This is a genomic window from Actinomadura rubrisoli, assembly GCF_004349215.1.
GTDB classification, from domain to species: Bacteria; Actinomycetota; Actinomycetes; order Streptosporangiales; family Streptosporangiaceae; genus Spirillospora; species Spirillospora rubrisoli.
In genome coordinates, this window is sequence record NZ_SMKU01000070.1 from 25394 (window position 1) to 31907 (window position 6514).

At 72.3% G+C, this 6514-nt stretch carries 7 protein-coding genes; 2 read left to right on the forward strand and 5 right to left on the reverse strand.

The window, feature by feature from the left end; translation table 11 throughout:
* Positions 1–76 precede the first annotated feature (76 nt).
* The 3 genes from E1298_RS16035 to E1298_RS16045 form a co-directional block, all read right to left on the reverse strand.
* Entirely contained in the window at positions 77–1159 is a 1083-nt protein-coding gene (locus E1298_RS16035; protein ID WP_131893935.1) for a HAMP domain-containing sensor histidine kinase, read from the reverse strand.
* Complete coding sequence (locus E1298_RS16040; RefSeq protein WP_131893937.1) at positions 1156–1845, reverse strand: response regulator transcription factor; 690 nt, start codon at positions 1843–1845, stop codon at positions 1156–1158. The genes E1298_RS16035 and E1298_RS16040 overlap by 4 nt, the downstream gene beginning before the upstream one ends.
* Positions 1846–1933: 88 nt before the next feature.
* A complete protein-coding gene (locus E1298_RS16045) occupies positions 1934–3415 on the reverse strand; it encodes a glutamate-cysteine ligase family protein (protein WP_131893939.1) in 1482 nt (493 codons plus the stop codon).
* Between the two features lie 252 nt (positions 3416–3667).
* Between E1298_RS16045 and E1298_RS16050 the strand changes: the two genes are divergently transcribed.
* Positions 3668–5023 (forward strand): sensor histidine kinase, encoded by a 1356-nt coding sequence (locus tag E1298_RS16050; protein WP_131893941.1) that lies wholly within the window; start codon positions 3668–3670, stop codon positions 5021–5023.
* Positions 5024–5103: 80 nt separating this feature from the next.
* Here E1298_RS16050 and E1298_RS16055 read toward each other — a convergent pair whose 3' ends face one another.
* Positions 5104–5652: a YceI family protein gene (locus tag E1298_RS16055; RefSeq protein ID WP_131893943.1), complete on the reverse strand. Its 549-nt coding sequence runs from the start codon at positions 5650–5652 to the stop codon at positions 5104–5106.
* A 195-nt stretch (positions 5653–5847) separates the two neighbouring features.
* Positions 5848–6048 (reverse strand): hypothetical protein, encoded by a 201-nt coding sequence (locus E1298_RS16060; RefSeq protein WP_131893945.1) that lies wholly within the window; start codon positions 6046–6048, stop codon positions 5848–5850.
* 28 nt (positions 6049–6076) lie between these two features.
* Between E1298_RS16060 and E1298_RS16065 the strand changes: the two genes are divergently transcribed.
* Positions 6077–6433, forward strand: coding sequence for a hypothetical protein (locus E1298_RS16065; protein ID WP_131893947.1), 357 nt, complete (start codon positions 6077–6079; stop codon positions 6431–6433).
* Positions 6434–6514: the final 81 nt, after the last annotated feature.

Consider the following 6514-nt stretch of genomic DNA (forward strand, 5'->3'; position numbering starts at 1 on the left):
TGCCGAAGGCGAGCCCCACCGGGAAGATCGCGAAGCGATGCCGCGATCGCCCAAGCACGGTTAGGAGCGCGAGCCGCTAGGCGAGCTCGCTGGGCCGCGATTGAATGAGCGGAGGCAGGACGACGCGGATTCGGCAGCCGGTCGGGGTGTCCAGGACGGTGATGTCTCCGCCGTGCAGGTCGGTGGCCCAGCGGGCGATGGCCAGGCCGAGGCCCGTCCCGCCGCCGGGCGTTCCGGCGCGGGGGCCGAAGGCGGCGCCGCGCGAGAAGCGCTCGAAGACGCGTGCCCGCTCCTCCGGCGGGATGCCCGGCCCCTCGTCGGCGACCTCCAGGACCAGCCCGCCCGGCCCGTGCCCGGGACGGGCGGTGACCGTGACGGGCGTGCCCGGCGGGCCGTGGCGGGCGGCGTTGTCCAGCAGGTTCGCGACGACCTGGTGGAGGCGGTCGCGGTCGGCGGTGGCGTGCAGCCCGGGCGCGACGTCGGAGGCGAACGCCGTGTCCGGATGCCCGGCGGCGGCCTCGGCGGTGACGTCGGCGACGAACGCGGCGACGTCCAGGCGGTCCAGGTCGAGCGCCGCGGCGCCCGCGTCGACGCGCGACAGGTCGAGCAGCTGCGTCACCAGGCGGCCGAGCCGCTCCGTCTGCTCCAGCGCCGAGTCGAGGACGTCCGGGGACGCGGGCGTGACGCCGTCCGCGACGTTCTCCAGGACGGCCCGCAGCGCGCTGATCGGCGTGCGCAGCTCGTGCGAGACGTTCGCGACGAACTCGCGGCGCTGGCGGTCCACCTCGGCGAGGTCGGCGGCCATCCGGTTGAACGCCTGGGCCAGCTCGCCGACCTCGTCCCTGGAGGTGGCCCTGACCCGGCGGCTGTAGTCGCCGCGCGCCATCGCGCGGGCCGCCGCCGTCATCTCCCGCAGCGGCGCGGTCATCCCGTGCGCGAGGAGCTGGATCACGACGAGCGAGATCAGCACGCCGACCGGGAGCGTCTGCCGCGCCCGGAACCCCAGCGGATACCCCCACAGGACGATCAGGATGGCGACGCACGCCGTCACCACGACCACGACGCCGAACTTCACCTTGATCGAGCGCAGCGGGTCCAGCGGGCGCGGCAGCCTCGCCCACAGCCTGTGGGCGACGCGCGGCTCCCCGGCGCCGGTCACCGGGCGGCCTCCAGGCTGTACCCGACGCCGTGGACGGTGCGGATGAGGTCGGGGCCGAGCTTGCGGCGCAGGGCCTTGACGTGGCTGTCCACCACCCGGGTCCCGGACGCGTCCGCCCAGTCCCACACCTGCTCCAGCAGGACGGCGCGGGTCAGCACCATGCCGCGGTTGCGGACGAGGCAGGCGAGCAGGTCGAACTCGGTCGGCGTGAGGTGCACCTCCGCGCCGTCCCGCCGGACCCGCCGGGCCCGCGGATCGACCTCCAGCGGCCCGGCCCGCAGCGGCTCGCGCGCCGCGGCGTCCGGTGCCGGGCGCTCGACGCGGCGCAGCACCGCGCGGATCCGGGCGACCAGCTCGCGCATGCTGAACGGCTTGGTCACGTAGTCGTCGGCGCCCACGCCGAGGCCGACGAGCAGGTCCGTCTCGTCGTCCCGCGCGGTCAGCATCAGGACGGGCACGGGACGCTCGGCCTGGACGCGGCGGCAGACCTCCAGGCCGTCGAACCCGGGCAGCATCACGTCCAGGACGATGAGGTGCGGCTCGAAGGAGCGGGCGCGCTCGACCGCCGCCGGACCGTCCGCGGCCGCCTCGACCGTGAACCCCTCGGCGGCGAGCCGGTCGGCCACCGCCCGCGCGATCGTCGGCTCGTCCTCGACCACGAGGATGCGCGACTCGTTGCCTGTCACGGACCAGACTCTAGAAGCCCGTCATGTGTGCGAAGCGCGCGAATTGTGCAGAACCCGTGAAACCCCTCCGCGTCTCGGGCACAGATCGTCAGGGGCCGATGGGCCAGGTGTGGACGGGGGCGTTGCCGCGCATGTGCTCGGCGTAGGCGCGGGTCATCATGCGGAGGGCCTCGTGGCGGGGCGTGCCGCGGGACTCCTCGATCGAACGGACGGTCTCGATCTGCCAGGCGGCACCGGTCTGGCCGGTCAGGCAGCGGTTCTCGATGATGCCGAGCAGCCGGTCGCGCCGCGCCGGGTCGACGCCCCAGCGGTCCAGGCCCTCGTGCGCGAGGGGCAGCAGCGTGCGAAGGATGAGCTCGGTGGCGGGGACCTCGCGCATTCCCGGCCAGTAAAGGGCGGAGTCCAGGCCGTCGCGGGCGGCGCGGTGCAGGTTGTCCTCGGCGGCGCTGAACGACATCCGCGACCAGACGGGCCGCTCCTCCTCGGCCAGCATCCGCACGACGCCGTAGTAGAACGCGCCGTTGGCGATCACGTCGGCGGCGGTCGGCCCGGCGGGCAGCACCCGGTTCTCCACGCGCAGGTGGGGACGGCCCTTCACGACCGCGTAGATCGGACGGTTCCAGCGGTAGACCGTCCCGTTGTGCAAGGTCAGCTCGCCCAGCTCGGGAATGCCGCCCTCGTCCAGCACGGCGCCCGGCTCCTCCTCGTCGCACAGCGGCAGCAGCGCCGGGAAGTAGCGGGTGTTCTCCTCGAACAGGTCGAACACGGACGTCACCCAGCGCTCGCCGAACCACACCCGGGGACGGACGCCCTGGGCCTTCAGCTCGTCCGGACGGGTGTCGGTGGCCTGCTCGAACAGGGGGATGCGGGTCTCGTGCCAGAGCCGGTGCCCGAACAGGAACGGGGAGTTGCAGGCCATCGCGACCTGGGCGCCCGCGATCGCCTGAGCGGCGTTCCAGTAGGCGCCGAACTGGTCGGGGCTGACCTGGAGGTGGAACTGGACGCTCGTGCACGCGGCCTCGGGGGTGATGTTGTCGGCGTGCATGCGGAGCGGTTCGTCCCCGTCGATGGCGATGTGCATCTCCTCGCCCCGCGCCGCGAAGATCTGGTCGTTCAGCATCTTGTAGCGGGCGTTGGACGAGATGGTCTCCTCGCCGATGTCGGTGCGGCGCAGCGTCGGCAGGATGCCGATCATGACCAGCTGCCCGGCGATCTCGCGGGCGCGGGCGTCGGCGCGGTCGAGATGGTCGCCGACCTCGGCCTCCAGTTCGCCGGTCCCCTCCCCGCCCAGCTCGCGGGGCGGAATGTTGATCTCCAGGTTGAACTGGCCGAGCTCGGTCGCCCAGGCCGGGTCGGCGATGGCCTTCAGCACGTCCGCGTTGCGCATCAGGGGGTCACCGAGCGCGTCCACCAGGTTGAGCTCGATCTCCAGGCCGATGTGGGGGCGGTCGAAGTCGAACTGCGACTCACCCAGCATGCGCGCGAGGACGTCCAGGCATCTGCGCACCTTGTCGCGGTAGCGCCGCCTGTCCTCGCCGCTGATGGTGACCGATGCCACGTCCCTGCCCATGTATCCCGTCCCTGTGCTTGAGGACTGTCGTAAACGGGATGTCCCGGTATGGGGAGGTAAAAACCCGGCACGCTGATTCGGACCGTGATTGGTGACCGGCCGGTAGCGTTCGCCAACGTTGCGGTGCGGTTCCCTCCCGACGTGACACGCTGTGATGGACGGCGAGGCCCACCCGTCGCCGCCCGTGAAACGGCGGCCACCCCCCCGGGCGGCGCCGACGGACCAATTCAGGTGCGCTGAACGGGAGGGCCGATGCGGATGCGCCCCCGGTCGATCAGGGCCAGGGACACGCTGATCGCCGCCGTGCTCGCCGTCCTCGTGTTCGGGATCACCGCCGCGGGGGTCGACCTCGCCGTCCGCGGCGCCGTCAAGTCCGACCTCCTCGAACAGATCCAGATCGACGCGCGCCGGGCGAGCGGCGGCGTCCGCGACGGGACCCTCGCCACCCCGATCCCGGACGAGACCGGCGGCCGGATCCTCGTGCAGGTCGTCGGCCCGGGCGGCCACGTCCTCGACTCCACACCCGCCGCCGCGGGCAAGGCCCCGGTGAGCACACTGTGGCCGTCCCGCAACATCCGCGTCCGCGACTTCACCGCGTGCCAGGGCGACTGGCCGGACCGCGACTGCTTCGTCGTCGAGGCGATCCGCGCCACCACCGCGCCCGACTCCGTGGTCGTGTACGCCTGGGAGCCGATGCCGTCCTACCTGGTGACGGGCCTGCTGGAGGGGCTGCTCGCCGGGGGCGTCCTGGTGCTGGCCGCGCTCGTCGCCTGGATCACCTGGCACGTCGTCGGACGGACGCTCGGCCCGGTCGAGGCGATCCGCGCCCAGCTCGCCGAGATCAGCGCCAGCGACCTGAGCCGCCGCGTCCCCGAGACGCCCGGGCAGGACGAGATCGCGCAGCTCGCCCGGACCGCCAACGCGACGCTCGACCGGCTGGAGAGCGCGGTCGGGCGGCAGCGGCAGTTCGCCTCCGACGCCTCCCACGAGCTCCGCACGCCGATCGCCGGGCTGCGCGCCAACCTTGAGGACGCCTCGATGCACCCGGAGGACAACGACCTGCGGGCCGTCGTCGACTCGGCGCTGCGCGACACCGACCGGCTGGAGTCGATCGTCACCGACCTCCTCCTGCTCGCCCGCATCGGGACGGGCGGGACCGCCGCCCAGGAGCCCATCGACCTGGCCGAGCTGGCCGACGCGGAGATCCGCAGGCGCACGTTCCAGCTGAAGATCGCCACCGAGTTCGACGCCGGCGTCACCGTGCGCGGCGTCCGGATGCAGCTCGTCCGGCTGCTGGGCAACCTCCTGGACAACGCCGAGCGGTACGCGGACGGCGTCATCGCGGTGGAGGTGACCCGCGAGGGCGGCCAGGCCCTGCTGACGGTCACCGACGACGGCGCGGGCATCGCCTCCGAGGACCGCGAGCGCGTCTTCGAGCGCTTCACCCGGCTCGACACCGCCCGTAGCCGCGGCGCCGGCGGGACGGGCCTCGGCCTCGCCATCGCCCGCGAGATCGCCCACGCCCACGGCGGAACCCTCCACATCGTGGACTGCTCCCGCGGCACCCGCTTCGCCCTCCACCTCCCGCTGAGCGCCCCCGACGAATAGGAAAGGGCCGTCCATGCGGACGGCCCTTTCCGGGGTGGCGCGCCCAGGGTGCGGTGGGGCGCCGGGAGGAAGGTCTCGGGTCAGGCGCGGACGGCCTGGATCTCCAGCTGGAGGTCGACCTTGTCGCCGAGGAGGGCCTTGTCGCCCTTGAGGGGCACGTTGAACTCGATGCCCCAGTCCTTGCGGTTGATCGTGGTGGAGGCGGAGAAGCCGGCGCGCGTGCCGCCCCAGGGGTCCTCGGCGACGCCGTGGAACTCGACCTGGAGGCTGACCGGACGGGAGACGCCCTTGATGGCCAGGTCGCCGTCCAGGTAGTACTCGCCGCCCTCGGCGCGGACGTTCGTGGCGGTGAAGGTCATGACGGGGTGGTTCTCGACGTCGAGCACGTCGGAGGAGCGGACGTGCGCGTCGCGGTCGGCGTTGCGCGTGTCGAGCGAGGCCATGGTGATCTCGGCGGTCGCCGTGGACTGGGCGAGCTCGTCGGCGATCTTCACGGTGCCGGAGAACTCGGTGAAGCTGCCCCGTACCTTGGTCATGAGGTGCCGGATCGAGAAGGCGACCTCCGAGTGCGCGGGGTCGATGTTCCAGGTGCCGGTGGTCAGCCCCGGGGCGATGGTCTCGATGCTCATGGTGGCTCCAGTGACGCTAGTGATTGAACCTTCAACGACTTGAGTCGAGGTTAGTTGAGTGTTCAAACACATGTCAAACCCCCCTTGTTCCCGCCCCCGCCACCCGTCGCGGCTACCGACGGGCTGAACGGCGCGTTCACGCCCGAGGACGGGGAGCGTCTCGTCCTCGCCGCGCAGCGCCCCTCCGGCGTCGACCTAGCCGTCGTGGAATCCCTGGCCACCGTCCTGGCCGTCCAGCGTCGCACCGAGGACACGATCGGCTCTGGACCGCTCGTCGGGCCCGTGCGTGCTCAGCTCGCCGCGATCGAGGGCATGGTCATCGACGCACGCGGCGACGTCCGCCGACCGTTGCTGGACGTCGCCGCCCAGTGGGCCCAGTTCGCCGGATGGCTCCATACCAGCGTCGGCCGGACCGACCAGACTCTTGAGTACCTCAATCGCCGTCGAAGAGGCCGACGACGTGCACCCGGACGGCGCGCGACCGTGGGAGTACTACTACTTCGCGCCCGGATTCTTCACCCTGGAGCACGGGACGGCGTATCGGATCCTCGGCCGCACCGATCCCGAGCACAACGCCAGGGCGATCGAACTGCTCACCTCCGGCCTGGACGACCTCCTGGCCGAGATGCGCGCGTCGGAGTGGGCGGGCGAGTTCGTTTACCAGCTCGGCCGCGCCCACCAACAGGCAGGCGAGCGGGGCCAGATCGCGGACGAGCTGGACGCGCTCGCGCGCCGAGTCACGTCAGACCGCCTCGCCCTGCACGCAGCCGACCTACGCTGACAGGGCGTCACCTGAGGCGGCCGGTGGGTCAGGCGGTGGCTTTTGCGGCTGTCTCTTATACACAGCTGACGCTGCCGACGA